Source organism: Pedobacter sp. 22226, assembly GCF_052045455.1.
In the GTDB taxonomy this organism is placed as follows: domain Bacteria; phylum Bacteroidota; class Bacteroidia; order Sphingobacteriales; family Sphingobacteriaceae; genus Pedobacter; species Pedobacter jeongneungensis.
Window position 1 is genome coordinate 208,602 of the sequence record NZ_JBQEPB010000011.1, and the last position, 26,415, is coordinate 235,016.

Annotated in this window: 15 protein-coding genes; 7 read left to right on the forward strand and 8 right to left on the reverse strand. The window is 39.7% G+C overall.

The annotated features are described in order from the left end of the window. Nucleotides 1–84 precede the first annotated feature (84 nt). Complete coding sequence (locus ACTJKC_RS22925; RefSeq protein WP_440795657.1) at nt 85–2,175, reverse strand: nitrite reductase; 2,091 nt, start codon at nt 2,173–2,175, stop codon at nt 85–87. A 761-nt stretch (nt 2,176–2,936) separates the two neighbouring features. Continuing rightward, on the reverse strand, nt 2,937–3,383 hold the full coding sequence (locus ACTJKC_RS22930) for an RrF2 family transcriptional regulator (protein WP_055903643.1): 447 nt from the start codon (nt 3,381–3,383) through the stop codon (nt 2,937–2,939). Between the two features lie 215 nt (nt 3,384–3,598). On the opposite strand from ACTJKC_RS22930, the gene ACTJKC_RS22935 reads away from it, so the two are divergent. Then, nucleotides 3,599–4,819: a metallophosphoesterase gene (locus ACTJKC_RS22935; RefSeq protein ID WP_440795660.1), complete on the forward strand. Its 1,221-nt coding sequence runs from the start codon at nt 3,599–3,601 to the stop codon at nt 4,817–4,819. Between the two features lie 236 nt (nt 4,820–5,055). Here ACTJKC_RS22935 and ACTJKC_RS22940 read toward each other — a convergent pair whose 3' ends face one another. After that, complete coding sequence (locus ACTJKC_RS22940; RefSeq protein WP_440795662.1) at nt 5,056–7,491, reverse strand: TonB-dependent receptor; 2,436 nt, start codon at nt 7,489–7,491, stop codon at nt 5,056–5,058. 312 nt (nt 7,492–7,803) lie between these two features. Between ACTJKC_RS22940 and ACTJKC_RS22945 the strand changes: the two genes are divergently transcribed. From ACTJKC_RS22945 to ACTJKC_RS22970, 6 genes are all read left to right on the forward strand, one after another. After that, nucleotides 7,804–9,345: a pyridoxal phosphate-dependent decarboxylase family protein gene (locus ACTJKC_RS22945; protein ID WP_440795664.1), complete on the forward strand. Its 1,542-nt coding sequence runs from the start codon at nt 7,804–7,806 to the stop codon at nt 9,343–9,345. Then, on the forward strand, nt 9,290–11,749 hold the full coding sequence (locus ACTJKC_RS22950) for a GNAT family N-acetyltransferase (RefSeq protein WP_440795666.1): 2,460 nt from the start codon (nt 9,290–9,292) through the stop codon (nt 11,747–11,749). The genes ACTJKC_RS22945 and ACTJKC_RS22950 overlap by 56 nt, the downstream gene beginning before the upstream one ends. Beyond that, nucleotides 11,749–13,095 (forward strand): lysine N(6)-hydroxylase/L-ornithine N(5)-oxygenase family protein, encoded by a 1,347-nt coding sequence (locus ACTJKC_RS22955; protein WP_440795668.1) that lies wholly within the window; start codon nt 11,749–11,751, stop codon nt 13,093–13,095. Before ACTJKC_RS22950 ends, ACTJKC_RS22955 begins: the two co-directional genes overlap by 1 nt. 143 nt (nt 13,096–13,238) lie before the next feature. After that, nucleotides 13,239–15,050, forward strand: coding sequence for an IucA/IucC family protein (locus ACTJKC_RS22960; RefSeq protein ID WP_440795670.1), 1,812 nt, complete (start codon nt 13,239–13,241; stop codon nt 15,048–15,050). Nucleotides 15,051–15,227: 177 nt separating this feature from the next. Further along, entirely contained in the window at nt 15,228–15,854 is a 627-nt protein-coding gene (locus ACTJKC_RS22965) for a M23 family metallopeptidase (protein ID WP_440795672.1), read from the forward strand. A gap of 368 nt (nt 15,855–16,222) precedes the next feature. After that, nucleotides 16,223–17,080, forward strand: coding sequence for an NmrA family NAD(P)-binding protein (locus tag ACTJKC_RS22970; RefSeq protein ID WP_440795674.1), 858 nt, complete (start codon nt 16,223–16,225; stop codon nt 17,078–17,080). Nucleotides 17,081–17,329: 249 nt separating this feature from the next. On the opposite strand, the gene ACTJKC_RS22975 is transcribed toward ACTJKC_RS22970, so the two are convergent. From ACTJKC_RS22975 to ACTJKC_RS22995, 5 genes are all read right to left on the reverse strand, one after another. Continuing rightward, nucleotides 17,330–17,647: a hypothetical protein gene (locus tag ACTJKC_RS22975; protein WP_344849738.1), complete on the reverse strand. Its 318-nt coding sequence runs from the start codon at nt 17,645–17,647 to the stop codon at nt 17,330–17,332. A 25-nt stretch (nt 17,648–17,672) separates the two neighbouring features. Further along, on the reverse strand, nt 17,673–18,872 hold the full coding sequence (locus tag ACTJKC_RS22980) for a glycoside hydrolase family 27 protein (protein ID WP_440795676.1): 1,200 nt from the start codon (nt 18,870–18,872) through the stop codon (nt 17,673–17,675). A gap of 62 nt (nt 18,873–18,934) precedes the next feature. Further along, nucleotides 18,935–22,099: a glycoside hydrolase family 2 TIM barrel-domain containing protein gene (locus ACTJKC_RS22985; RefSeq protein WP_440795678.1), complete on the reverse strand. Its 3,165-nt coding sequence runs from the start codon at nt 22,097–22,099 to the stop codon at nt 18,935–18,937. Between the two features lie 653 nt (nt 22,100–22,752). Then, nucleotides 22,753–24,453, reverse strand: a complete 1,701-nt coding sequence (locus tag ACTJKC_RS22990; RefSeq protein WP_440795680.1) for an alkaline phosphatase family protein — start codon at nt 24,451–24,453, stop codon at nt 22,753–22,755. 9 nt (nt 24,454–24,462) lie between these two features. Then, on the reverse strand, nt 24,463–26,412 hold the full coding sequence (locus ACTJKC_RS22995) for a M60 family metallopeptidase (RefSeq protein ID WP_440795682.1): 1,950 nt from the start codon (nt 26,410–26,412) through the stop codon (nt 24,463–24,465). Nucleotides 26,413–26,415 lie beyond the last annotated feature (3 nt).

A 26,415-nucleotide genomic window follows, 5' to 3' on the forward strand; every position in this document is an offset into this window, starting at 1 on the left:
GTATATACTTATCAGCAATTCAATCATTCATTAATTCTATCACTCAATCATTCATTAACTCTATCACTCAATCATTCACTCCTTCTATTTCGCTAATACCGCTCTTTTCTCCTTAATCTGATTTAAAAATTGACTGGCTTCTTCAAAATATTTTTTTGCAAACTCCTCAGTCGGTTCGTTTTTGTTGATCTGTAAAACCAGGTCTGAGAAATTGGTCGGTAAATTAAATTCTCCTGTTTCTACATAATGGTTATCAAACTCACGGATCACGCCAACCTGTGTACTGCTGTTTACGCCTTTATCCAACAATAAAGATTTTGCTGCGCTTACAAAAGTGCTGTAGGTATGGTAAATGGCATCGGCATAAGCAGCTTTATCCAGATTTTGTTTTGCCCAGCCAAATTTTTCGTCGGCTTCTAATAATAAAGTAGCTACTAAATCGATCACTACACCAGCACACTCACCCACACCAATCGCAGTTACAAATTCTTCAACGTGGCCCCAGTCTACAAATTCTTCTGTTTGCAGGTTGGTTAAATCGGCCAATGGTTTCAATAACTGATAAAAATGGTCTTTACCTTTTCTGTCATAATATTGGTGGAAGTTTTCATCTTCCTGGTTATTGGCTTTAAAATCATTTAAAATGAAATGTAAAACACTTGTTGCCCTTTTAGATGGCACTTTAATTACACGTTCAGCCACACGGCCAACTCCGTTACCAACCGTACCGCCACCCAGCATTACCTGAACAGCCGGAACCACTTTGCCTTCAGCTTTTACCGAACTTCCGTGGAAACCAATTTCAGCCAAACCATGCTGACCGCAAGAGTTCATGCAACCACTAATTTTGATCTTAATGTTTTTCTCGTAGATAAATTCAGGGAAGTCGGTATAAATTACTTCCTCTAAAACCTCTGCAAGCGTCATAGAGTTCGAAATACCCAAATTACAGGTATCCGTACCCGGACAGGTGGTAATATCGGCCAAACTATCAAAACCGGCAGTGGTAAAACCAATTTTATTTAGCGCGGCATATAAAGAAGGTAATGCTTCCTTACGCACAAATTTTAATAATAAGCCCTGGTTTTGGGTAATCCTGATTTCATCGGCAACATACAACCTGATGGCATCAACAAAAGCCCTTGCTTTATCGGTTTTAATATCGCCCACCTGAACTTTTACATACACGCCATAAAAGCCGGCCTGTTTTTGTTTAATTACGTTGGTAGCTAACCAGTGTTTATAATGTGCCTCATTCAAAATTTCTACCGCAGGATATTCCTGTTCTAAAGGTAAAATGGGTTGAGGAACAGTATTAAGATCTATTTTAAAGGTTTTTACCTTATTGGCAATACGTTCTTCGGCAACCAAACGTAGTATTTCTTCCAATCCTAATTTCTGAACCAGGTATTTTAAACGCGCTTTGTTACGGTTACTGCGTTCGCCATAACGATCGAACACGCGGAGTACAGACTCGGTAAAAGGAATTAACTGATCTTCAGGTAAAAATTCATGAACGGCATTGGCAAGGAAAGGCTGCGCACCTAAACCACCGGCAAATAAAACTTTAAAACCACGTTCGCCATTTTCGTTAATTTTCGGAATAAAACCTAAATCATGGATATAGCTGAAAGCCGTATCCCTATCGCTTGAAGAAAAAGAAATTTTAATCTTGCGGCCCATTTCCTGACAGATCGGGTTACGCAAAAAGTAAGCAAATACTGCCTGCGCATAAGGCGAAACATCAAAAGGTTCTTCTGCATCGATACCCGAATTCGGAGAAGCGGTTACATTACGCACCGTGTTTCCACAGGCTTCGCGCAGTGTAATATCATCCTGCTCCAGTTTAGCCCAAAGCTCGGGTGTTCTATCTAAACTCACATAATGGATCTGGATATCCTGACGCGTGGTTAAGTGCAGGTTACCGCTTCCGTATTCATCGGCAATATCGGCAATGCGCAATAACTGCTTAAAAGTTACCTTACCAAATGGCAGTTTAATGCGCACCATTTGTACGCCTGGCTGTCTTTGTCCGTAAACACCTCGGGCCAAACGGAGGCTCCTAAACTTTTCGTCGTGGATGGTGCCATCTCTAAAAGCTTTAATCTTATTCTCTAAATCGATGATGTCCTGCTCGACAATCGGATTTTCGAGTTCTGTTCTGAAACTTTGCATATGTGTTGTTAGCTTTATTCAAAAAATGCCTCCCTGTTACCGAGAAGCATTCAATATTTTATACATAAAATTATCTGTAGGCTCCTGTTACTGCGTTTTACAACAACAGCACATAATTTGCCTAGCGGTTAATTGTTTAGGTATAAAATTGAAGTTCATACGCCAAATATATAAAGTATATAGGAATAGTCGTAATTTATTATGAAAAAATTTACATTAAAGAAACGTCATTTCTACCGGAGGGTACCTGAATGGAGAAATATATGTGTTAAAAGGCTTAATAATAAAGTTAAAACTGCCAACCGGAAATTGAAAACTGATAATTGAAAACTGATAACTGCAAACTGATAATTGATTCGGGCGTTCCCCAAGCTACGCAAGGGTCGGGCTTTTCAGGGCTGCGCTTCGCTCCGGTACCGATGAAAGATCGGTACTGAACCCTTACAATCCCTAACGCAACTGCCGCTGTTAAATAAACCCGATTGAAGTGAACATTCCGATTCTTTACAGATAAATCGGCACTACATTAGCATCGGAATAAAACGGAAAGCGGGACTAAAATCCCCTATGAAAAACTGAACTTTCATTTACAAAAAAATCCTAGATTCGATAAACGAATTTGGGATTAATATTTTGAAATCTAGTGCTTACGCTCGTTTCTAACCAGCGTTGTATAATTTATCGTTTACAAACGATAGAATCGTATAGCTATTGATGCACTCGTTTGGAAACGAGTGCAAGCGTTTCCTTGAAAATAAATATTACAAATTAATAATTCCGATTTTCAGGTTATCCTCGCGGCCAATTACATCGGCGATACTGGTTTCGGTTAAAACCTTTAGTGTGGCATCCCTTACATCAATAAACGCACTTCTGATGCCGCATGTTTTCTCATCAACACATTCATCACATTTGTGGTAAAAGTTTAAACTTGCGCATGGCACCATTGCAATAGGGCCATCGGTTACACGCATTACGTGTACTAATAAAATTTCTTCAGGTTTTTTGTTTAAGCTGTAACCACCGCCTGCTCCTTTTTTACTGTATAAAAAGCCGGCATTTCGCAGATCAAGAAGGATCTGTTCCAGGAATTTTTTAGGGATATGCTCCTCCTCTGCAATTTTCGAAATCTGCATTGGTGGTTTATCTAAATTTTTACCTAGCGCAACAAGCGCTTTAATGGCATATTTTGTTTTTTTGGACAGCATATTCGCACAAAGCTAATAAAAGAAAGTAAATTATAAAATATGCAACAGGAAGTTGATTTTAATTCAACAAACTATCATATTCATAAATATAACGCATTAAAACAGAAATTGCTTTAATCAAAGAAGCGTAAAAATAACCGGTCACCGTAACACCAGGTTATTATCGGCGTTTAAATTCTATTTTTACCATATATACTGATTACAGATTTTTAACAATGAGAAGAAAACTCAATCTATTGCCGCTCCTGATAGTTGCATTCATATTTTTTGTCTTAAATGCCTATGTATTATCGGGCCTGGGCACCATTAATCAATCAAGTTTACTTAGCCCAATTTTTTGGGTATTTATTATCGGTTTAACTTTTGCCTTGTTTTTCGCCATTCAACAAATGCGGATTCAGGGAATAAATAAGTTCTTCCAGATTGTTAGTCACGCTTTTTTGATTGTTTTTGCCTCAGAAATTGTTTTCGCCTTTTTTCTGCTCCTTGGCGATATTTACCGCTTACTGATTGGCTTAGCCACTAATTTTGAACCGGGAGGCTTTCATATTGCAGGCCGCAGCAGCTACTGGGTCGATTTTGCCTTTATTATGTTCTGTTTAACCATCGCTTTGTTTGCTTATGGCATTACCCAGGGCAAATATGCCTACCGGGTAATTAAACATACGCTGTATTTCGACGATCTACCCGCCGCTTTTGACGGTTTTACACTTACGCAGATTTCTGATGTACATGCCGGAAGTTTTACCAACCCTAAAGCAGTACAAAAAGGAATCGACATGATCAACGACCAAAAAAGCGACCTCTTTGTTTTCACCGGAGATTTGGTGAATAATGCTTCTTCAGAAATAGTGCCTTACATCGGCCATTTCTCCCAGATTAAAGCACCTTTCGGACAGTTTTCTGTTTTAGGCAACCACGATTATGGCGATTATATCAAGTGGCCAAGTGAAGCAGATAAAATCCAGAATTTAAACCAACTGAAAGCTTACCACAAAGAACTGGGCTTTAAACTTTTACTGGATGAACATGTAGAGTTGCATAAAAACGGCGAAAAAATCATCCTTGCGGGAATAGAAAACTGGGGAATCGGTTTCGGGGAACGCGGCGACTTGAATAAAGCGCTTCAAAATACAGATGTGAACGATTTTAAAATTCTTTTATCTCACGACCCATCACATTGGGATGCACAGGTAAAAAACTATCCTTCTAAAATCCAGCTATCCTTAGCAGGGCATACGCACGGTATGCAATTTGGTATCGAAGCTTTTGGGATTAAATGGAGCCCGGTAAAATACCGTTACAAACACTGGGCAGGCATTAAAACCGAAAATGGCCGCTATTTAAATGTGAACCGCGGTTTTGGTTTCCTCGGTTTTTCAGGCCGGATCGGGATCTGGCCGGAGATTACAGTGATTGAATTGAAAAGGAAGTAAAAATCGTCATTGCCTACTATTCTTTCCAACAAAAAGGTCGTCATCTCGACTGAAACGCAGTGGAATGGAGAGATATACCTAGATAGATTTTGCTTCGCAGAGCCTTCGGGTTCTCGACTTCGTTGCACTTCGCTCGAAATGACGACCTATAAAAATAAATGCCGTGGTCTGTGTCCCCACAGATCACTTGAAATAAAATCTGGATTGGTTGGTGAGACACCAACCAAGGAGTCTATCTAGTAATTAAGCGTATATGTTAAATTATACGTACGGCCGCGACCTGCATAATAAAATGTTTCTGGTTTTGCCAAAGCTTGGTATAACAATACCGAACGCTGGCTCCAAATGGTTTGATACTCTTTATTCAACAGATTTTGTACACCAATTGATAAGCTTCCGGTAAATATTTTAACCGATCCCAATAAATCAACAGTGGTGTATCCTTTTAACTCATATTCTACCGGCTTATTTTGAACGACAGAAATACCTTTCGAATCAAATGAATGGAAAATCTGTGCTTTTAAACCGAATAATTTTCCATTATAGCCTAAATAACCAGCCAGTTTAGATGGACTAGCTACGGTAACATCCTGTAAAGACCAGGTTTCATCGGTATTCTGTTTTTGTGTTTTAATGTATAAACCGTTTGCTCCCGCCTCGAAACCATTTTTCAGGTTTAGCGATAACGAACCTTCAACACCGATATTTCTTACTTTTTCGTCAAAAACTTCAATATTGAAAGTGCTGTTTGTTTTCACGTTTTTATCAGATAAAGCATAAAAACCAGCTACCTGAGCATTAAATATACCTGTACGGTAACGGTAACCAGCTTCATATTGTTCTGTTTTAATACCAGTTAAAGGGGAACTGGCCACATTGATAGAGTTACCCAAATTAAAGTTGGTACCTGCCAAAGTATAACTTCCCTGTCCGTAATATTTTGCCGGATCGGCTAAGTTAAAGCCTTGCGAAAAGTTAACCCAAACCTGTTGTGGCGCGTTGATTTTTACGACTAAACCACCATTTAGCAAGTTTACATCGTAATGGTTTTTACCACCCGCAATTGGTGTAGCTGTTCTGCCTACACCATAAGCCAAAGGCACTGAAGCTGTCGTCCCCACAAAATCGCCAACTTTAACAAACATACGTTGCTGACGCACACCTCCTGATAAACTTAAAAAGTCAGTTACTTTAACCTGTGCCTGTAAAAAGCCAGATAAACCATTCACCCTGAAATTAGGATAACGTGCAATGGTTGCCACGGTGGCATTGGTAAGTCCACCTGATGTAGCAGCCTTTACCCTATCAAACAAGGCTTGTTGTGCATTAAAGTTTTCATTGTCGGCATCTACACCGTAAGTAAGGTTTACCTTGTTCCAGTCTTTATTTAATACCAGTTTTAAGGCGCTGTAATTGGTATTCTGGATGGATGAACCGCTGTAAAGTACGCCGGGTATAGCCGCCTGCCCCGGGAATGGGTGGAAGCTAAACTGCTCGTTTCTGGCTGCTGCCTGGATATAAAGCGTTTGTCCGCCTAAAATTTCGCTTGCCTGATAGTTGGCATTGATATTTGCCCTGCTCGTTTTTGGATCAACATCTGATGAATAACCGTTTCTCATTTCCAAAACTGCCGGATTTGATAATAAACCAGCGTAGTTTGTGCCTAAAAACAAGTCTTTATCTCCGCGGTAACCCGAATTATAATACTGGCCGTTTACCGTTATTTTTTGATAATCGGTTAATCTAAATTCGGTACTTCCGAAGAAATCAAACGATTGGTTATATTGTAAATCAGTTTGGGTAATGTCGGTAAAAATCTGTTTTCCGTCTGCACCATAAGCCGCATTGTTTTTCTGGAAAGCCATACCGATACGTCCGTTCCAATCTTTGCTCCCACCCGAAATGGCTTGAGCTACACGTACATCATGATCACTTTTTTCTTTTAATCCGCTGCGAACACCAACCTGTGTGGTAAAACTTGGCTGACTGTCCTGCCCTTTTTTAGTGATGATATTGATGATCCCACCTGTTGCACCACCGCCATAAACAGCGCTTGCACCAGATAAAACCTCAATACGCTCAATGTTAAAAGGATCAATCGATTCGAACTGACGGCTAACCCCACGGGTACTGTTTAAAGATACCCCATCAATCATCACCAATGCATCTCTGCCACGTTGGTTTTGGCCATAGTTGGTACGTCCTTCGGGGCCGGCATCCAAACTCGGGATCAATTGCGCCAAAGATTGCTTTAAAGGAATACCTGCCCTTGCCTGCTCCTGGATTTTTGCAACATCTACCACCCAAACGGTACCTGGTATTTCGCTGATTTTGGTTGGCTTACGCGATGACACCACCACAACCTCCTGCATATTTGAGGTTGGACTTAAGCTAAGGGTTAAGTTAACCGTTTGGTTATTAGCTAAATTAACTTTTTGTAATACAGTGGTATAACCTACATAACTTACCTGTAAAACGTAAGCACCTTCGGTTAATTTCAGTTCGAAAGTTCCATCTGCATTAGTTGTAGCGGAGTTGCCCTTTCCTTCCACTTTAATATTTGCCCCGGCCAAGGGAGCAGTTTCTCCAAGCACTTTACCAGTTACGGTCTGCGCTTTGCCTGTAAGGATAAACCCACAGATTAAGATTGCAATTAAGTATAGATTCTTCATTAATGATTATTTTTTTGCGCAAAGCAATCATTAATTTAGATTAAATCCAAATAAAATGAATTAATTTTTATCACAATGCACCTAACAAACGTTTGATAAAACCAATACAATAGACTTATTAACAATGTGTTAAAAATATTTAAAATATTATTTTTAATCAATCTAAATAAACACATACCTTAGCAACCGAAATATTTTGCTAAAAACGATTACTAAGTTCGAAGCATCCTCCTAACTAATTATTCATACAAAGCTGGCTTTTAAAGCTGGGTGGTTATTGCCTTAAACCTTAAATTTTGAAAAAATAAAAAAATGTTTGCACCAGACCTCGAAAAACATGAACTTATCGATTTCCTCACGGAAAGTCCGACGAAGGAAATCTTTCACCACGAAAACGAAGAAGAATACCTCCACGCAGTAGGGAAGGTTACCCAGGCCGTAAAAAAATTCCTTCACAACAATCAAAAGCCATTTAGCGGGGTAACTCCTGTACAGTTAAGGCACTTGTTTGATGCGGTTGAATTTGAAAAAACGCACGACAATTACGATTCGCTGCTTAAAGAAGTAGAAGAACTTTACACGAATCATGCAGTTGCTTTCCACCATCCCGCCTACATTGCCCATTTAAACTGTCCGATTGTAATTCCGGCCGTAGCTGCTGAAGTGATGATTTCGTCGATCAATTCATCGATCGATACCTGGGATCAAAGCGCTGGCGGAACATTGATTGAACAAAAACTGATCGAATGGACCTGCGATCAGATTGGTTACAGCAAAAAAGCAGATGGTATTTTTACCAGTGGCGGTACCCAAAGTAATTTAATGGGACTTTTACTGGCGCGAGATCATTATGCCATTACCGTTCTAAACCACAACATTAAATTAAATGGTTTACCGCAGGAAGCCTCCAGATTCAGGATTTTTGTTTCGGAGAAGGCGCATTTCAGCATCCAGAAAAACGCTTCGCTGTTAGGTTTGGGTGAAAAATCGGTAATCAAAATTAAAACCGACCGCAGTTTCAGGATGAACACGGTTTTACTGGAAGATGCCATTAAACGTGAAATTGCGTTTGGCAATATTCCCATTGCGGTGGTGGGTACAGCAGGTACAACTGATTTCGGAAATGTAGATCCTTTGAAAGAACTGGCTTCTATCAGCAAAAAATACAACACCTGGTTCCATATCGATGCGGCTTATGGCTGTGGGTTATTATTGACCGATAAATACCGCAGTTTACTCAATGGCATTGAGCTGGCCCATTCGGTTACGGTTGATTACCATAAATCTTTCTTCCAGCCGGTAAGCAGCAGTGGTTTTTTGGTGAACGATAAAAAATATTTCAACCTGATTACCCACCACGCCGATTATTTAAATCCTAAAGACCATGATGAAGATGGTTTGCCAAACCAGGTGAATAAATCGATACAAACCACACGAAGGTTTGATGCATTAAAACTTTGGTTTACGCTCAGGATGATGGGCAGAAATAAACTGGGAGGCTATTTTGATACCATTATTGAAACCGCAGCTCAAATTGCCGACCGCTTAAATTTCGACAGTGATTTTGAACTAATGAATGAATCAGATATCAGTGCGCTGGTTTTCCGCTACCGTCCGAAAAATGTTCGTCTGGATGTTTGCGCCATGAACCAGTATATTAAAAAATCCATGTTCAGCGAAGGAAAAGCCTTAGTGGCAGGCACCAAAATTAACCAGCAATTCTACCTCAAATTTACCCTACTTAACCCGCTTACTACCATGAGCGATATTGAAAACATTATTAAAATTATTAAAAAACATGGAAACGAATATGTTAGACTCAACCAGGCTTCAGCAGATTTCAGAAGAAACTAATTTTAATGCCCTTTTAAACAGTTATTGCAGAGAATTTAGTAACTGGAGCCGTTATGTGGGCATTCCAAAATATGATGCTCCGCTCGCTAATTACCTGTTTACCACAACCGACCGTTTGCATATCAGGTTCGATTTCAGCTCCATTGGTTTTGAAGTATATGCACCGTTAAAATTTTATGCCGATAGCGGTCGCCATGTGTTTAATTTTCCGGTAATAGAACGCAATATTGCTACAGATGCAATCAATCCGATCAGCATTTACCGCTTTATGGAACTGGCTATTCAGTTTAGTGCCGAAGAATTTCCTAACGCCAATACTAAGATTATTAACGAACGTTTAACCAACAGTGTTGAAAATCTGGAGGCATTTCTATCTTATTTTAAACAGAATGGCAAACCGGTAAATTTCCCTAAAATGAGTTTTATTGAGGCTGAGCAATCCTTATTTTTAGGTCACAATGCCCATCCCCTTCCAAAAGGTAGAGCTGGTTTTAACAGCAAGGACGAACTTTTCAAATTTTCACCAGAAACCCAGGGCAAATTCCAACTGGCCTATTTTTTAATTGCCGGCGATAACATTACCGAGAAAAATGCAGAAGGTTTCGATATTACCGATCTTTTCAGGATTGAACTCTTAGATAGCGGAAATGCAGATTTAATTGCTTTATTGGATCAATATCCTAACCATAAAGTGGTACCCATGCATCCCTGGGAAGCGGATTATCTGTTAACATTGCCAACGGTGCAGGCCATGGAAGGTGAAAAATTATTATTCTACCTTGGTTGTTTTGGAGAACCGTACACCCCAACTTCTTCGGTAAGAACCGTTTACAATGCAGCGAGCGATTGGATGCTGAAGTTTTCCTTACATGTAAAAATCACCAACTCACAACGGGTTAACCTGGTAAGGGAACTTCACCGTGGTTATGATGTAAGTAAATTATTAAAAACAGAATACGGCAAAGCAGCTAAGGCCGAATTTCCGGAGATTGAATTTATTACCGATCCTGCATTTATCACCGTGAACTATCAGGGCGAAACCATTGATGGATTTAACATCAGCATCAGACATAATCCTTTCAAAGGAGAAGATGCCGGCAAAAATGTAAGCCTATTGGCGGCGCTTTGTCAGGATGGTTTACTGGGTCAGAAACCGAGGATTGCACACGTAATTGAGGAGGCATCTATCAATAAAAACAAAACAGTTGCTTATACTGCAGTAAACTGGTTTAAACAATACCTTCACCTTTGTGTGGCTCCAATTGTTGGCCTTTACAACAATTTTGGGATGGCTTTTGAGTTTCACCAGCAAAATGTGATGCTCGAACTAGATAAGGATTTTTATCCTGCCAAATTTTATTTCAGGGACAACCAGGGTTATTTCTTCAGCGACGCTAAAGCCGAAGCCTTAGAAGCCGTTTATCCGGGCATTGCTGCCGAAAGCGGATCGATTGTTCCGAACGAATATATTATTCCTAAATTAACCTATTATCTGCTCATCAACAACATTTTAGGAGTGGTAAATGCTCTTGCCAGTAATGGTTTGGCTGATGAAAAAACTTTGATCGATCTGGTTTACCTGGAATTTAAACAATTTGAAAACAGTGATACCACCGGTCTGGTCGATTATATCATTAACCGCCGCAGCTGGGAAGTAAAAGGCAATTTATTAACCAATCTTTGCAATATTGATGAAGCTAGTGCACCGATCGATAATCCGGCCATTTACCGTGAATTTCCAAACCCGCTGTCTAAATATTTCTTTTCTGAAAACCTCATTAAACCACAAACAAAAGAGGTGCTTTACAGCAGATTTTTCCCTAAAGAAAATGTAACGATCAACATCCGTCCGTTCAATATTGACCGCGATCTGGAAATGGTACACGATTGGTTTAACCAGGAACATGCCAAACCGATCTGGAAAATGGATGGCCCGATTAAAGGCCTGGAGTTATTTTACAGAACGTTATTGCCAAATGATGCTTCGCACAGTTTTATTGGTGAAATAAATGGTGAACCGACCTTTACGATAGAGCCTTACTGGCCGATGCGCGATGGCGTTGGTGCATGTTATGAAGCCTTAACAACCGATTATGGCGCACATTTACTGATTGCTCCTACGGATAAAGACAAGAAATTTAGTTTTGAAACCGGACAAGCCTTGATGGATTTCATTTTTGAACAACCAGAAGTGGGTAAATGTATCGGTGAAGCCGCAGTTGAAAGCCGGGCGATGCACATTTTTGTAACCAGATTAGGTTTCAAATTAGAGAAAGTAATCCAGATGCCTTATAAAATGGCCAACCTGACTTTTTGTTACCGCGACTGGTATTGGGATAAATTTCCTGAAGCCAAAGCTTACGCCATGATGAAAACAGCACAATTTGAAACGGAGGAAATATAATGCAGGAACAGAAAATATATGATATTGTAGGTATTGGAATCGGTCCATTTAATTTAGGTCTGGCCGCTTTATGTGCACCGATAGAAAGCTTATCTACTTTATTTTTAGATCAGGCGAACGAATTTAACTGGCACCCGGGCATGATGTTGAGCGATGCGACTTTGCAGGTACCTTTTATGGCCGACCTGGTTACCATGGCCGACCCAACCAGTCCGTACAGCTTTTTAAACTACCTGAAACAAACCGATCGCCTTTATAAATTTTACATCAGGGAAGATTTTTTCGTGCTGCGTAAAGAATATAACGCTTATTGTAAATGGGTAATTACCCATTTAAAAAATTGCCATTTCGGACAAAAAGTAAGCAATATAAACTATGCTGACGGCATTTATCAAATTGAAAAAACAGATCAGGCCACCGGAACGATCGAAATTATTTTTGCAAAAAAAATAGTGCTCGGAACAGGAACTGCGCCTAAAGTGCCTGCTTTTATTGATCCAACCGTTCATCAATATGCCATACACTCGTCAGAATATTTAAAGTTTAAACAGACTTTACTGGAACAAAAAACGGTAACGATTATCGGCTCAGGACAAAGTGCCGCAGAAATTTTCTACGATCTGTTGCCTGAAACGGAGAATGGTTTAAAACTGAAATGGTTTACCCGTCCGGATCGCTTTTTCCCAATGGAATATTCGAAGTTGACTTTAGAGCTTACTTCGCCTGAATATGTAGATCATTTTTACAATTTGAGCGATGCTAAACGAAAACAACTTTTAAGTAAACAAAATTCTTTGTTTAAAGGGATCAATTTCGAACTGATCAACCAGATTTTCGATAAACTTTACGAATTAAGCGTTGATGGCGAAAAAATCAATGCCGAACTGATGCCAAACTGCCAGTTAAACAACCTAACGGTGAACAATGATGGTAGCTACCAGCTCGATTTTTACCATGCCGAAAGCGAAAAAGATTTTACGGTTGATACAAATGCTGTGGTATTGGCAACGGGTTACAAATATAACGAGCCGGGCTTTTTATCGGCCATTAACGACCGGATTGCACGCAATGCCGATGGACTTTTTCAGGTGCACCGCAATTATGCCATTGATGTAAATGGAAACGAAATTTTTGTGCAAAACGCCGAACTGCATACGCACGGATTTGTCACGCCTGATCTGGGTATGGGTGCTTATCGCAATGCATCTATCATCAATGCCATTTTAGGCTTCGAAATCTATCCGGTAGAAAAACGGATCGCTTTCCAGCAGTTTAGTATAAATGGAGAGGAAGAGAAAGTGGAATTTACTGAAGCGGATTTACAATTGGCTGGTCGGGATTTGTAAATAGGGTCCCGATTGCAAATCGGGACCAACAAGACCACGTTGGTCGGGATTTATAATCCCGACCATTGAGAACCGGATTTAAAATCCGGGGTACAACAAGCCCGGATTACAATCCGGACTAACAACTTAAAAAATTAAATACCATGAGTTACAACAATTTCAATCACATAAAACCTTTAAAAAAAGAAGTTTGGGATAAGGTAAACCTAAACTATATTGCAAAATCGATCGTGGAACTGATGCACGAGAAACTGGCAGAACCAACATTAGTGAATACAAATGAAGATGGTGTTGTCAATTTCCGTTTGGCTACTGATTCTGAGGATATCTACTATACTTTCTCTGGTCAGCAGCGCGCTTTGGATTACCTGCACATCGACAAACAAAGTATTAAAAAGTTTGTAAATGGCGAAAGTGTAGCGGTAAAAAATGCCCCGGCCTTTTATACCGAACTGCAGCAAACCTTTGGTATTAAACCATTTACCCTAGCCCATTTTATTGAAGAAACCTTAAATACTTTGTATGCTGATGCTTATATCCACGAAAAAGGCAGGTTAACCGCTGATGAACTGGCCAATGCAGATTACCAGACGATTGAACATCAGATGGATGGTCATCCATGGGCTACGATCAACAAAGGCCGTATTGGCTTTAACCACAGCGATCAGGGCAAATATGCACCCGAAGCTGCACAGCGTACACAATTGGCCTGGTTGGCGGTACACCGATCAAGGGCACAATTTAAGAGCATCGAAAGCATTTCTCCTTTTTCTTTTTATAACGAAGAATTGAGTTTAAAACAGGTTCACGATTTTAACCAGGTATTGATCCGGCAGGAATTAAACCCCGAAGATTATTTCTTTATCCCAGTACACGAATGGCAGTGGAACAATAAAATTGTATTGCAACTGGCGCATGATATTGCCCATCAGCTAATTGTACCTGTTGGCCTTGGTAACGACGAATACATGTGCCAAAACAGCATCCGTACTTTCTTTAATGTGAGTGAACCTAAAAAACATTATGTAAAAACGGCCATTTCGATATTAAATACCTCGATTTTCAGGGGATTATCGCCTAAAAAACTGGCTATTGCACCAAAAGTTACCCAATGGGCAAAAGACATGCTGCAGGGAGATGAATACCTGAAACAAACCCGAGTAGTTCTTTTAGGCGAAGTAGCTACGGTAGCTTATACCCATCCGCAATACAGTGAAATTCCGGGTTCGCCGTATCAATACCAGGAGTTTTTAGGTGCCATCTGGCGCGAAAGTGCTGAAAATTACCTGCTGGAAGGCGAAAATATCATGACGATGGCCAGTTTACTTTATGTGGACGATAATGGCAAAAGTATGGTGCAGGCACTGATCGAAAAATCTGGATTAGACGCTTCAAGCTGGTTAAACGCTTATTTATCGGCTTACTTGAAACCGGTGTTGAGGATTTTCTATAAACATGCCTTTTTCTTTAGTCCACATGGTGAAAACACGATTCTGGTCATGAAAAATGGTGTTCCGGAGCGCATTATCATTAAAGATTTTGTGGAAGAAATTGTATTAACAGAAGAATCGAAAGCTAAATTACCGAATGACCTTGTTGACGTTTTAAGAGAAATCAACGATGAACTGGCACCATTATTCATCCTTTCGGGCATATTTGATGCGGTATTCAGGTATCTGGGCAATATTTTCTATAGTTATGTAGGAATGGACGAAAAACAGTTCTGGCGTCAGGTGGCTGATGTAATTTTAGAGTTTCAGCAGGAAAATCCAGAATTATCGTCAAAATTTGAAAAATTCGACCTTTTTGTACCAGAATTTATCAGGGTTTGCATTAACAGGGTAAGGTTGTTAACCCATGGTTACAGCGAAAGCACGGATGTTCCTGTTCCTGAATTGATTGGCACTCTGGTTAATCCGGCCGCAGAGGCGCTTAAAGAGGATGTTTTGGCGTAGCTAAATTCATACTATTATCGTCATTTCGAGCGGAGCAAAGCGAAGTCGAGAAATCTGTCTCGAGTTAGATTTCTCCATTCCACTGCGTTCCAGTCGAGATGACGACTTTATTATCTTAAACTATAAAAATAGTTAATTTCTTTAAATAATGTTATCTTGCTTTTAAATCCTTAAAGCATGAAAACATTACTATTTATATTCTTATCTGCACTTTTATTCGAAACACCAACGATTGAAAAAGACCGCGATCGCTGGAAACCTTACTATACGGATACGGCTCCTTCAAAAATCGCCGATCAATGGTATCTTCCGTTTGATGTGGCCAACCGTAAAAAGGTAAACAACATCAAAATCATCAGCATTTTTGGTGATCACCGCGATAGTTATGTTAAAGGGCATATCCATACGGCAATCGATATTAACCCTGTACAACCAAAGGCAAAACTGGTGAATGTTTACGCTATGGCTAATGGAATAGTGTGTTCTGTTCATTTGAGCGAAAACCAGCGCACGGTTGTGGTTAAGCATAAATTACCGAACGGACAGATGATGTTTACCTCTTACAAACATTTAAAAGAAGTTTATGTAAGCAATGGTCAGGCGGTTGATCAGAATACCAAACTGGCCAGGTTATTTACCCCACAGGAAAGCAAAAAATATGGTGGAGATTATCATCATCTTCATTTGGAAATCAGAAAGAAATTTGATGATTACGGCTGTGCAAGCTGGTTAACTTTTAACAATACGCAATTGAATGATCGGTTTTATAATCCGCAAAATTTTATTATGGAGCATGTTAAATAAAGTTTTGGTTGGTGGGACACCAAGCAAGAGAATTGACACCAACTAATAGAAGAGCGGTCTGTGGAGACACAGACCACGGCCATTGGACCTTTAGTATTTTGGTCCGTGGGGACACGAACCATGGCGATAGTTTTGGTCGGTGAGACACCAATCAATAGAAGAACGGTCTGTGGAGACACAGACCACGGCGATATAGAAGTCAAATTTGAATAGCCACCCTGCCAATAAACTTGACTTTTCTTTTGAGAGGAAATAAGGAAAGTTTCAGTTGGTGAGACACCAACCGATAGAAAAATACTCATACCTGAAACCAAAACTCTTTGCTACTTGTTGATTAAGAAAACGCTCGTAACTAAAATTTGATTGTTATGTACGTAATCTTAGGCGCGTCTGGTCAGGTCGGATCAGCAATTATGGATCATTTATTGGATAAAAAACTACCCGTTAAAGCTGTTATTCATCATCCTGAAAAAGCTTCAGAAATAAAAGAAAAGGGAGCCGAATTAGCGGTTGCTGATGCCATGGATTTAAATTCATTAATTGATGCTTTTAAAGGCGGAGATACACTGTTCGTTTTAACACCTGAAACCGGAAAGAATGAGGATGTGTTGGGTGAAACTAAAACCATTCTCGAAAATTATCATAAAGCAATCCAACAATCTTCGATTAAAAAAGTGGTCGGTTTATCATCCATTGGTGCGCAATATGATAAAGGCACAGGGAATTTGTTAATGTCGCACATGCTGGAGCATGCCTTTGAAGACCTGGATATCCCGCAGATATTTGTCAGACCGGCTTATTACTATAGCAACTGGCTTTTACAAATGCCCGAAGCTAAAAAAAGCAGCATATTACCTACTTTTTACCCAACTGATTTAGCTATTCCAATGATTTCGCCTATGGATGTGGCCACGTTTGTAGCCGATGTGTTGGTAAAAGATGATGAATCGAAAATCTACGAGATTGTTGGACCTGAAAAGTTAAGTTCGGATGATGTTGCTGCCGCATTTTCTACAGTTTTGAATAAAGAGGTAAAAGCAAAACAGATTCCGCATGAAAATTGGGATGAAACGCTGGAAAAGATAGGTTTTTCGCCGGATGCAAGGAAAAATTTTATCGAAATGACCGAAACTGTTGTGAACGGGAATACGGATCCTGAGAATAACGGAACAACACTGGTTAAGTTGAAAACAAGTATTTCGGAATATTTAGAAAATGTTGTTTGATTTTGATGGTGCCTGATGTTTCCATCTGACACCATTATTATCATATTACAATTTTAATCTTTGTTCCGCATGGATCCATTGCCATCTTTATGGCCCCATGTTAAACTTATAATCAGTACAATAGAGGTTAATGTGTAGAGCATCGTTTAGTTTATTTGGTTTATACCTTAAACGGGTGCTCCGATAAAAACGCGACAATTACTAAAAAAAACTTATAAAGCTGACCAGTATTCCGCAGGTTAAAGAAATTTAGAATTTAATCTTTAACGTGCACTTTTTTCGGTTTTCATCGTTGGTCAAGCCATCAGGCAGGGTGATGCGCAACCCTTTTGTATCCTGCTTCCATTTTATTTTAAACCCTTCATCCTCCATAAACAATTCTTTTACTTTTAAAATGGCTGTAGACAGCGACTTAATAATCAGTTCGCCATAATTGAATTCCAAGAGTTCGATGTTGAGTTCGTCTGCTTCTCCGGAGTAAAAGATAATTGGATTTACTTCATAAATATGAAGCTGATTACCGCTTTGCTCATCGGTTTTTAAAGCAATTTTTCTGCTTACAGCCATTTTTGATTGATTTAAGCTTAAAGTTTTAAACTTTTTTTAGGCGGAAAACTTTGGTTTCGTGAGCGGTTACTTCACCTGTCCATTGGTTATTTTTGCCAATCATTTTATGCTGCCATAAATCTTTAATTTCATATTGATCGGCTAAGCCCAGCTCTGCAAAATTTACTTTGGCATTTTGTGTGGATGCTGATTTATTTAAAATTGCAACGGCAAAATCACCATTGGCCAACGGACGAACAAAAACATCCCATATATCGGTTTTGATTTTTCTTTCGGCCTGTTTGCCCAAAACATCCTGATTTAAGGCAATTATTTCGGCATTGGTAAAAATATTTTTTGCTTCATCATCCATTTTACGGATATCGCAACTGGCATATAGCGGAGAATTAAGTATGCTATATAAACTCATCTGGCTCTGGTATTCGGCTTTTGTGCAGCCATTACCATTAAAAGCAGATGAAGGCCCTTTTGTACCATGCAATCCAGCCACCAACATATCGCCATCGTTCCACTTACCGGGACCTGAAAAACTCGCCAATCCCGCCATTTTATCAACCACGTTGTAAATGCCTACGCCGCCTTTCCCTTCAATATCCATCCATTTATCCCTGATATCAAAAGTGGTACGCCAGCTTTGTCCGCCAACCTGTGCGCCCCAGTTCCAGGGTTCGCGTGGCCCCCACTCGCAGATGCCCAACACAATATCCCTTCCTGATTTACGCAGTGCCTTTGCTATGGTACCGTAACGTTTTTTAGCCGTTTCTACATCCTCAGGCGCATTGCAATAATCGTATTTTAAATAATCGATGCCCCAGGAGGCAAAGGTTTTGGCATCCTGTTCTTCAAAATTTAAACTTGCCGTATAACCACCACAGGTTAAGGGTGCAGCATCAGAATATATACCCAATTTCATGCCTTTACTATGGAGGTAATCGGCCAAAGCTTTAATGCCCGAAGGAAATTTCTTTGGATCAGCAATGATATTATTTTTGTTGTCGCGGCCACCCTGCCAGCAATCGTCCAGAAAGATATACTGATAACCTGCTTTTACCATTCCGCTGTTTACCATGGCATCAGCCATTTCTTTAATATCCTTTTCGTTCGGATTTTCTGACATGATGTTCCAGCTCATCCAACCCATTGGTGGTGTTGCAGCTAATTTTGACTCTTGTGCGTATGCAAATGAGCCAATTAAAAGCATTAGAAGGGTTAATTTTAATTTCATAAGTAAATTATTAGCAATGTAAAATGGATGATGTGATTCCATCATCCATTTTACGTCATCCATTATTTAATCGGTTTAATATAATAACTATACTGGTAATCTTTAAATGGAATCTGGTATTGAATCAGCGGCATAGAACCCCAGCTATCAATCCCCTGAACGCCCAGTTGCTGCAAATCCATGTGTACATAAACCTGGTTGCGCTTTACCAGTTCGCCGGAGTGGTACTGCTTTTTCTCTGCTTCGGGATCAAGATCTTCTACCGAATAGGGCAATGCATTAAAACTCAACAACTGATCTGCAAATTCGAAACGTAAACCTTTGCCTGCTTTATTGGTGAAAGTTACCCAGCGTACTTCTGTTTTATTTCCACTCTCCTGCGGACGGGCGTAAGGAAAATACTGATCTGAAACGGTTGATTTATAGGTACCGATTAACGAAGCCGTTTTGCGGTCTGTATAATTCTCTCCCGGACCACGGCCATACCATTGAATATTGCTGAAATCGTTTTTCAGCTGCAGATCGTTACCGATGCGCATCAGGCTTTTATAATTACCGTTTACCGCTTTAAACTGATTGCTTACTTTGATGGTTCCATCGGCCAAAACATTAAATTCCTGCGTGGTTTCGGCATCGCCTTTCAATAAACTTGATTTAACGGTTAAGGTAAAACCATCAGCTGTTGAATTTACGGTAGATTTTATATTTGCCACATCGTTATCCTGATACACGTTGCGCCACATGCGTAATCTGGTATTTAAACCCGCACCGATGTCGTTATCGGTTGGTGCACGATAAAAGCCAGGCTGTGGTCCGGAGACCAATAACTCCTGCCCTTTTGATAAATAACTGATTAATGTTCCTTTGGTTAAATCGAAAGTAATGGTAAAATCGCTTACTTTAACTACTGCCCTATCGGCTGTTTGCTCAACTTTTAAAGCTTTTTTACCAGCAGCATAAACATTAGCTTTCGGCGTGCCGGCTAATGCAATCTGCTCGTAAGCAATTTCATAACCTTTTTCTAAAAATGGCTCAGGTGTTTTTAAACGGTAACGCACATTTAAAAAATATTCTTTTCCTGCAGCATAATTGGTTTTAAACGGTAAAGTTAATTGCTGTGTTTGGCGAGGACCAATATTCAGGTTGGTTACTACTCCTGTCTGGATTACTTTTCCATCTTCTACCAGTTCCCAGTTTAATTGTACATTACTGATATCTTTAAAGAAATAGCTGTTGTTTACATTGATCTGGTTGGTACCGTTGAAAGTAGTTTTAATATATTGATGTACTTTTTTCAGTTCTACAGCCATAGGAGTTATGCCACGGTATGCCGTTACTACACCTTTCACACAGAAATTGTTATCACTGAAGTTTTCGTCAACCGGACCGCTTAAAGGGAAATCGCCGCCATAAGCCATAATGCGTTTGCCATTTTTAACGGTATCAATCGCCTGATCGATCCATTCCCACACAAAACCGCCTTGTAGTTTAGGGTTATTTTCAATGGCATCCCAATATTCTTTAAAATTACCCAGACTGTTGCCCATAATGTGTGCATACTCGCTCATAATAAACGGACGGGTTTCTTTCTCCTGCTTTGAGTAGCGCGGCAAATAATTTGGTGAAGGATACTGCGGAACGATCATATCGGTGTTGAAATCGCTCTCCGCCCTTTCGTACTGTACAGGTCGGATATCTTTTGCTTTAAGCCATTGATAAGCTTCGTAAAAGTTAACGCCATTACCGGCTTCGTTCCCTAAAGACCAGGTGATTACGGAAGCATGGTTTTTATCGCGCTCGTACATTCTTGTAATGCGTTCGAGATGTGGGTTTCTCCACTGTTTATCGTTGGCAAAAGTGGTTTCTAAACTGTAATAACGTCCGTGCGATTCGATATTGGCCTCATCAATTACATATAAGCCGTATTCATCACAAAGTTCCATCCAGTAAGGATCTGGCGGATAATGAGAATGACGAACGGCATTTACATTGAGCTTTTTCATCATTTCCATATCTTTTTCCATATCGGCATGGGTTAAGGTATGGCCCTGGGTGGCATTATGTTCGTGCCTGTTTACGCCTTTCAGAAATACGCGTTTGCCGTTTACCAGTAAATCGCTTCCTTTAATTTCAACAGAACGAAAGCCGACACGCTGAGGGATTACTTCAATTATTTTATTGTTTTTATCTTTTAAGGTGATATAGAGGGTATATAAATAAGGGATTTCTGCCGACCAGTTTTTTACATTGCTGACCTGCGTTTTAAAAGAAAGATTGGTTTTATAGTTACCTAACACTTTTTGAAGCGTTGTTTCCTCTTTCCAAACCTTATTGCCTTTTGCATCAACCAGATCGAGTGCTACATAAAAACTATCGGGACGGCTGTGGTTGGTGCGCTGATCTATTTTATAATTTTCTACAGCTAAATCAACATTTAACAAGCCGTTGGTGTAAGTGGCATCTAGATTACCAATTACCTTAAAATCGCGGATATCCAGTTTTGGGGTAGAATAAAGATAAACTTCACGTTCGATGCCCGAAATGCGCCACATATCCTGGCATTCTAAATAACTGCCATCGCTCCACCTGTAAACCTGCAGTGCAATGGTATTTTCGCCGGGTTTAACAAATTTGGTGAGATCAAATTCGGCGGCAAGCTTGCTGTCTTCACTATAACCTACTTTTTTTCCATTTACCCAGATGTAAAATGCCGATTTAACTGCACCCAAACTGATAAATACCTGTCTGCCATCCCAGTTTGCAGGGATATTGATTTTTTTACGGTAAGAACCTACCGGATTATTATCTGCAGGAATATCGAATGGCGGGTTCATTTTTGCACCGGTTAACTGCCGGCCGGCAAATTCGTAAGGTTGATTTACGTAAATAGGCAGCCCGTAGCCATTCACTTCCCAATTGGCCGGAACTTTGAAATTATCCCAGGTTTTATCGTCAAAATCTACTTTATAAAAATCGGTTGGGCGTTTACGCGGATCTTTTACCCAGTTAAATTTCCAGGTTCCGTTTAAGGATAAAAAATAGGCTGATTTTTCTTTTGCCCTCTTAGCGGCCAGCTCCTGATTTTCGAAGGCAAAGGCCGATGCGCGCATGGGTAAACGGTTTACCGAAACTACTTCTGGAGTTTGCAGTTCGGAAGGCAGATCCTGCGCGCTGATTTGCCCGGCAATAAATAATAATGTGAATAAAATGGTTAGCTTTTTTTTCATTTTGTGTGTTAAAATTGGTCTCGTGGAACCAAATTACTGATGATTAGTTTAGGATGATGAAAATGTTTCTGCGCAAACGTTTGAGTTTTAAAGATGTTACGATGGGGTGAGTAGTGGTTTAATGTTTGACCATTAAGAATATTAATTTAAACTTTGGCAATCTTACGGGCATGATGCCGAAAGATTGTCAAAGTAAGTTTGATTAATGAATTAAGAACATCAGACTTTGGTTTTAGCTTTCACAATGACGAAATCCCAGCTTACTAATCGATTTAAAAAAGTGATATTTATTAAAAATTATAGCAATAGACTCTGAAATGAATTTAAAGCGATCGAGATAACATATTAATTTAAACTTTGACAATCTTACGGGCATGATGCAGAAAGATTGTCAAGGTAAGTTTGATTAATGAATTAAGAACATCAGACTTTGGTTTTAGCTTTCACAATGACGAAATCCCAGCTTACTAATCGATTTGCAATAGAGCCTGAAATGAATTTAAAGCGATCGTGATAACCCATAGTAGTAAGATTGCTTCGTCGGCTGAAAAAGCCTTCCCGCAATGACGATCTCTTACCAACTATTATTATCATTAAACTAAAAAACCCTTTGCCACCTCCGGCGGCAAGGGTTTCACTAACTAAACTAACTACTATTTTAAAAATTCTAATTCAAACTGATTTAAGAAGGGGTTTCCATCTATACCAAAATCTGCTAAAATTTTGATATTCATCCAGTATAACATATTTGCACTAACGGTAGCAGGTGTTAATGCTATAGATTTACCCGAAGCATCAGCATCAGGTGTTACGGATGGTGGAGCATCGGTTCCCATAGCTTTCCAGGTAAAAGGGCCATATAAAGACATGTCGTAGCCGCCTGGCGCTTTATTTCCTAAATAGGCATCGGTTCCTTCGTTATTTTGCCAATATCCAATCAGATTGGCATAATTGGGATGCTTGGTCATATCTTTTAAGCCAACATTTGCTTTTACTGTTGCAGCATCAAGTGCGGTGTTAAAATAAGCCAGTTCTGCACCCTGAAAACTTAAACCGGTTCCGCCTGAAAACTGCTTATAGCCTAATGTTAATTTTTCTGATGTTGATAAACTTTTATGCGCACTAATATTTATAGATTGATTTTGGTCACCATCGGTATAAAGCGTTACTGTTCTGGTTGTTGCATTTACATATTTAACCGTCATGGTTAAAGTATGCCATCCACCATCAAACACTACCCCACCGCCATTAACCTCCTGCCTGTTAATACCAGATCCGTTGGCGGTACCGCCAAAAGAAACATTCCATTTTTTAGAATCGGTTTGAAACCACATCCATCCTGTTTGCGTGGTGCCGCTGATTATGGTGCTTTTTGATAGGAAACCAACATAATAATTCTCGGTATTAAATTTAGCCTGCATCTGCACGGTAAAATCTTTTGTTGATCCGGCATCATATAAACCATTATCATTATTAACCTGTGCGCCTATTGCGGTAGCATTAAATAGCGGAGTATTAAAGCCTCTTTTCTTTACTTCTTCTTCTTTTAAATTTTTATTTGAAGCAATTAAAAAACCAGATTGCGGACTTGTACTACTGCCACCATGGTTGGTAGTAACAATGACTAACCAATCTTCTGAAGCATAATTTTTTCTTGCTTTTAAAGCGGTTATGATATTGCCAACATACTCATCTGCCTTTAATATTGCATTTTTATAATTGCTGTTTGTTGCGATGAAACCACCGTTTAAACCTGCCGTTTCTACCTCTCTAAAATTAACAATAACTGCACCCACGCCTTCCTGCCTGGTTAAGATGTTAACTGTACTGTCTTTAACAGCCACATCAGTACCCACCACAGGTGAAAAATCAGCATTTCTTAAATATCTACGCAGATTATCCCAAGGTGTAATTACTGCTGTTTTTGTTGATTTATATTGAGTAATGTAGTCTAAAACATTTCTATATGATTTAATTTCGGCATGTTCATCTGCATTAGGGTCTCTTAATCTTTCAAAATTATCGGTACCAATGGAGTGCTTGATATAACTTACACCGGTTGTCATGGTTACCCATGAAGATGCATCGTTACCTATTCCGCTTTTAAGCACTTCATAAGAATATTTTGATGTTTTCTGTAACGCTGTTATGCTGGGTGGAGCAATGGTTTTAATTTCACTGCCGGTAACGCCATCGATACTAATGACTAAAACTTTGCGCTGTCCGACTGATTGTGGCTTTAATTCTTCATAAACTGCGGGCGGATTAGCATATTTCTTACAGCTGGTGTAACCCAGAATACAAATGGTACAAACACAAAGCAGTATCTTATATATTTTATTGTTGGTTTTCATAATGGTGCATTAAGGTTTGATCAGATTACATTCGGCTAAAGAGCAAAACACGGTGCTGGCGCCTGTTTTTATCAATACTTTTATAAATTTAGTGTTGACACTCCCCCCGGGAAAATTGAAATCGTATTTATTTGCATTCTGCGGTACTGTAGTGGTTCCTACCGATGTGTAACTAACATTATCATTACTTGCAAATATTTCAACATCTTTTATATAACCATTGTTGTTACTTGTTCTCTGATTAAATGTAATTCCTTTAACCGGTATAGCAGTACGGGTTCCGGTACCGATAATTACGGTAAAAGGAAAGGTTTCTGCAGCGGTTGGGGCCGGGCTATATTTAGAATGCCAAAATGTAGCCGTATTGCCATCAATTAAATTGGAACCAAGATCACTGGTGGTACTCTGCAAAGAACTTACTGAAATTACACGCGTCGGATCGTATGCGGCCGTTCCACCGGTTTTGTTTAGTGGATTATAGGTCCAGATGGCCTTATTTAACATTGGGTATTTAGCTGATACTTTTGCAATTACGGCATCACTAATCAGAATCCCCCATGCGTCGAAAAATGGGGCCAAATCAATTTTGGTATAATCAGAAAGCTTTTCGTAAACAAAGTTATGTTTGGTAATGTCGTTGGTATTTAAACGATCAGCGTGGCGGGCTTCTTTATACAAATAAGTCATTGCGCCATATCCGTATAATTCGAAAATTTGCACAAAAGGCGTCATTTTCATAAAGGGTGCTTCATCTACAGCATTCATCGCTGCATCGGTATCAAAATTTTTGGTTCCAACTGCTGTTGCATAAGCAATTGCTTTAGGAAAACCACTCGAAACCGCTGGATGCAGGATATTGTAATTGGCACCAATTCTATTGGCCACTTTAAAGCTAAACAGGTTATTGGTGGTTTCGCCTAAAGTACTCCAGCTCCAAACACTTCCTTGCTGACAATTGTGCCCAAATTCGTGATATGAACCCCATTGACCTTCGCTGGTGTTTAAACTTTTTACACTGGTAAAACTTCTGAACCATTCGCTATCATTGGTACCTACAAACGGGAATCCATTATGTCCGTATCCGTTAGTGAGCTGAATATCGAGCACGCCACGCCATTGACTTTGCGGACTACGGTCTCTGATATCCGGTGCATTATCTGATAAGCCCATCCAGGCATTATAATCCAGGTCAAAAACATCGTTCCACTTGGTCATGGCCAAAGTAGGATTGGTAAATGGCTCAGCAGAATTGAAGGTAGCCAAAACCTTATCTCTGGGAATAGTAAAAATTACGCGTTTTGTTCGCAGCTCGAGCCATGGCACAGACGATGCTTTTACCCTGTTTATCCATTCTGTATCAGTAGATTGACCTAAAATAAAATCAGGCGATGCGCATGCTCCGGTTATGCTAAAAGTTACCGGATTTGCATAAGCAAAAGTTGCGAGGATGTAAATGTGGCCACCGTAAAGATTCCTGATATAATTTACACCTGAAACCAGTTTTTTCCTGTTGTAAATCACCGGATCGCGTAATAATGGAGATTTACCTGCCAGGTTATCGGTATGTGCACCAATCTGTACGGTTAAACCATCAATGCCGGCAGGAACCACAAGTTTGATCAACTCACCCGGAGCAGCGTAATACCCTGTACTATACTGTGGTGAGGGTGCTACGGAAATCCTTAAATTTTGCGCAGTTTGATCGGTAAAGTTTAAGTCTAAAGTAAACTGAGCATCTTTTACCCTCGGCTCTGATTGATCTACCAACCCTGGAAATACCCTTGCCTTGGCGTACATCGATTTATCGATCAGTTTCATGTTGGTATCGATAGTGCCGTCGGCTACGTTTTGCGAATCATCAGGATATCCATCCGGAACTTCATAGCCATACTTTTTACAGGCAGTAAATGCCACTAAAAGAGACAGGCCAAATATTTTGGCTAACTGATTAAATTTCATGTT

Coding starts and splice junctions, on each gene's coding strand:
- ACTJKC_RS22925 (WP_440795657.1), bottom strand. CDS start 2,175: ATGCAAAGTTTCAGAACAGAACTCGAAAATCCGATTGTCGAGCAGGAC.
- ACTJKC_RS22995 (WP_440795682.1), bottom strand. CDS start 26,412: ATGAAATTTAATCAGTTAGCCAAAATATTTGGCCTGTCTCTTTTAGTG.
- ACTJKC_RS22955 (WP_440795668.1), top strand. CDS start 11,749: ATGCAGGAACAGAAAATATATGATATTGTAGGTATTGGAATCGGTCCA.
- ACTJKC_RS22950 (WP_440795666.1), top strand. CDS start 9,290: ATGGAAACGAATATGTTAGACTCAACCAGGCTTCAGCAGATTTCAGAA.
- ACTJKC_RS22985 (WP_440795678.1), bottom strand. CDS start 22,099: ATGAAAAAAAAGCTAACCATTTTATTCACATTATTATTTATTGCCGGG.
- ACTJKC_RS22940 (WP_440795662.1), bottom strand. CDS start 7,491: ATGAAGAATCTATACTTAATTGCAATCTTAATCTGTGGGTTTATCCTT.
- ACTJKC_RS22990 (WP_440795680.1), bottom strand. CDS start 24,453: ATGAAAACCAACAATAAAATATATAAGATACTGCTTTGTGTTTGTACC.
- ACTJKC_RS22980 (WP_440795676.1), bottom strand. CDS start 18,872: ATGAAATTAAAATTAACCCTTCTAATGCTTTTAATTGGCTCATTTGCA.
- ACTJKC_RS22945 (WP_440795664.1), top strand. CDS start 7,804: ATGTTTGCACCAGACCTCGAAAAACATGAACTTATCGATTTCCTCACG.
- ACTJKC_RS22970 (WP_440795674.1), top strand. CDS start 16,223: ATGTACGTAATCTTAGGCGCGTCTGGTCAGGTCGGATCAGCAATTATG.
- ACTJKC_RS22965 (WP_440795672.1), top strand. CDS start 15,228: ATGAAAACATTACTATTTATATTCTTATCTGCACTTTTATTCGAAACA.
- ACTJKC_RS22960 (WP_440795670.1), top strand. CDS start 13,239: ATGAGTTACAACAATTTCAATCACATAAAACCTTTAAAAAAAGAAGTT.
- ACTJKC_RS22975 (WP_344849738.1), bottom strand. CDS start 17,647: ATGGCTGTAAGCAGAAAAATTGCTTTAAAAACCGATGAGCAAAGCGGT.
- ACTJKC_RS22930 (WP_055903643.1), bottom strand. CDS start 3,383: ATGCTGTCCAAAAAAACAAAATATGCCATTAAAGCGCTTGTTGCGCTA.
- ACTJKC_RS22935 (WP_440795660.1), top strand. CDS start 3,599: ATGAGAAGAAAACTCAATCTATTGCCGCTCCTGATAGTTGCATTCATA.